The 2,644-nt window shown below is 62.9% G+C and carries 2 protein-coding genes and 1 pseudogene; 1 reads left to right on the top strand and 2 read right to left on the bottom strand.

All coding sequences use genetic code 11. The features are described 5' to 3' along the window. Positions 1–132: 132 nt before the first annotated feature. Positions 133–456: a DUF736 domain-containing protein gene (locus tag CDQ91_RS20815; RefSeq protein ID WP_088474603.1), complete on the top strand. Its 324-nt coding sequence runs from the start codon at positions 133–135 to the stop codon at positions 454–456. 63 nt (positions 457–519) lie between these two features. Here CDQ91_RS20815 and CDQ91_RS21990 read toward each other — a convergent pair whose 3' ends face one another. Next, positions 520–2,532: an AlpA family phage regulatory protein gene (locus CDQ91_RS21990; RefSeq protein WP_158213741.1), complete on the bottom strand. Its 2,013-nt coding sequence runs from the start codon at positions 2,530–2,532 to the stop codon at positions 520–522. 20 nt (positions 2,533–2,552) lie between these two features. Next, positions 2,553–2,644, bottom strand: a pseudogene (locus tag CDQ91_RS21150) (integrase catalytic subunit); the annotation flags it as partial.

The following is a 2,644-nucleotide window of genomic DNA, read 5'->3' as shown; positions in this document are numbered from 1 at the left end:
CACCCGGTTCACCTCACCCATCCACTTCGCTCCCCGTGTTGCGGCACGTGGAGGACGGGGCCTTTCACCCCGCAGAGACAATAATCGCGCGTGGTGGATCCTACCCACCACTCTTGGCGCACGAGATGAACAATGGCAGCCATCGGTTTTGTGAACGGCACCATCGAAGAAGGTTTCATGGGCCAGCTCAAGACGCTCTCGATCCGCGCGAGCATCGAGATCCGCACCAACCGCTCGAAGAGCGGCGACGTTCAACCCGATTACCGGGTCTATTCCGAAGGTGTCGAGATCGGTGCGGGCTGGGTCCGCGTCGGCGAAACTTCGGGTAAACCCTATGTGTCGCTGAGCCTTGCCGCTCCCGAGTTCGGACCGCGTCGGCTCTATGCCAACCTTGGCCGGGCGGCGGGTCAGGACGGTGAAGACGGATACGCTCTCATCTGGAACCCGGCCGACTGATCCGGGTCGCTGGACCCCGTGCCGCCTCGGCGGCGCGGGGCTTGGCATGCTCGGGCGTCTCGCTCAGTCCTCGAAAGGCGGCAGGTCATCAACCGTAAAGGTGATCGGGTTGCGCTGCCAGACGCTGACGTGGGACTCGCGCCAGCCGCAGCAGCGCTGGGCCAGCTTATATTGCGGGGGGAAGGTCCCGGCATGGACCTTCCGATAAAGCGTCGCGCGGCTGAGACCGGTCCGGTCGAGCACCGCGTTGATTCTGAGGAAACGATCGGGGGGTTGGGATGTCATGGCAGTAGCCTTGGCAATCCAGTGGGTGATCGAGTCTGCATCGCGTTGCAGCCAGCCCAAGCCCTCGATGCTTTGAAGCTGCGGCATGATCAGTAGCCGCAGGGACTCGTCAGCGCGGGCGGCGAATTCGCCGCCGGTAAGCAGAAATGCCCCGGCCATGTCGAAGAAGGCGAGCGGATCGGTAATCTGCCCCGATGCGAGTATATGGTCGCGAAGGTCCGGCAGGACAGACTTCCTCGCCTTCGCGGCCAGCATATGGGCAAGTCGGAACCAGCGCTTGCGCAAGGCATGGCTTGGGTTGCCGGTCAGTTCGCCGAACAAGGCTTTGAGCGCAACGACGCCATCATCCTGCAAAGCGAGCGGCCGTTTCTCGAGATTTTGGAGTTCGTCGGCCAGATCGAGAAGCGCCTCTCCATTGCGCACTTCGTCTTCCCAGCGCGCCGCGCCCACCTCGGCGTTGAGCCATGCCCGAAGCGTGTGGCGCGCATGCTTGCGCGCTTCTGCATGCTGATGATCCGCTCCGATCAACATCCGAAGAATCACGATCGCACCCTCGTCGAAGGTCCGGGCGTAGAGATAAGGGGCGAGCGAGGTCCGCTGCGTCGCGACGCCGGGAGCGGGCACTGTCATCCGCTGACCCGCCTCGCGCAGGAAATTGCCAAGCTCTTGAACCGGCAAACGGGCCACCAGAATTTTGAGGGCCGTAGAAGCCTTCTCGCCGACCTGATCCGCGAGATCGCTCCGGAGGAAGACGTGACGGATCTTGCGCCAGGTAAAATCGGCCCATGGCTTCTCGTCGACCGCCGCCTGGTCGAGAAGCTCGCAGAGATTGGCGAGGCCGCGTTCCATCGTGTCGGGCGTGTCGATCTGTCCGTAGAGGACCTGCTCGAAGCCCTTGGTCTGGACCTGCGATTCGAAAACCTGATGATTACAGTCGAGGATCGCCGCGCGCAGTTCGGGCTCGAGCAGGATTTGCAAACTTGCTTTGGGCTCGACACCGAAATGGAGCGCCGCGAGGGAGCGCTGCCAATCGGGATCATGCTCGGATAGGTCGAAAGCGGGCGAGTTGATCGCCTGCATGTAATTGGGATCGAAGCCCTGCCGCATCATTGCATAATAGGCGACCGTCAGGAACGGGATGCCGACCGGCTCCCATTGGAGCCAGAGCGCGGCAATCGCATTCACCATCCGGTTGAGGTCGCGCGGGGTGACACGCGCGATATTCCGCTTCTCGAAGATACGGCCGACGTCGGCCGACCATTGATCGGTCAGCTTGTCGCCGAGCGCCTCGCGCATCAACTTTGCAAGATAAGCGTGCCATTCCGAGAGGACCGGAGGGCTGACATGGAAGGTGACGTCGAATGTCTTATCCATGAAGGATTCTGCGACGGTCTTGCTTCCGCCGAGTTCGCCGCCGTCGAAAACCCGCTCAAGCGCATGCGTATCGATCGGCAGGATTATGGTAGGGAGGGCGACAAGCGAAGGCGGGCCGCCGTCGGTCGGATTCGCGGCCGGGATCGCGCCGAGGAAGAAGCTTCGGATCGTCGTCCACATGTCGATGGCCTCGGCGCCCGGGAGCCGGTCGAGATTGTCGACAACGATGAGGAGACGGTGGCCATCGCGCGCCGCCGCGACGATCATCTCGCGGAAGGTCGTCTGAAACTCGATCGTCGTGGGATCAGGCGTTCTCACCACGCGGTTCTTCTGCCGCTCGACCTGCTTGTTGGCGATGATCGCGAGGAGCGATTGGCCCTGATGCGGAGGCCGGTGGCGCGTCTGACCGGCCCCCACCGAGTGGTCCGGGTGGATTGTTAGTGCATTGACGCCTCCCTCGCCAGTGTTGGCCGTAGGTGGAGCGAAGCGGAACCGGAGGGCAACACTGGCGAGGGAACGGCCTCCGGCG

This window comes from Sphingopyxis witflariensis (assembly GCF_002205635.1).
Classification (GTDB): Bacteria; Pseudomonadota; Alphaproteobacteria; order Sphingomonadales; family Sphingomonadaceae; genus Sphingopyxis; species Sphingopyxis witflariensis.
The sequence above is the reverse complement of the archived record's forward strand: the minus strand, read 5'-3'. Positions and strand labels throughout refer to the sequence as shown.

Coding starts and splice junctions, on each gene's coding strand:
- CDQ91_RS20815 (WP_088474603.1), top strand. CDS start 133: ATGGCAGCCATCGGTTTTGTGAACGGCACCATCGAAGAAGGTTTCATG.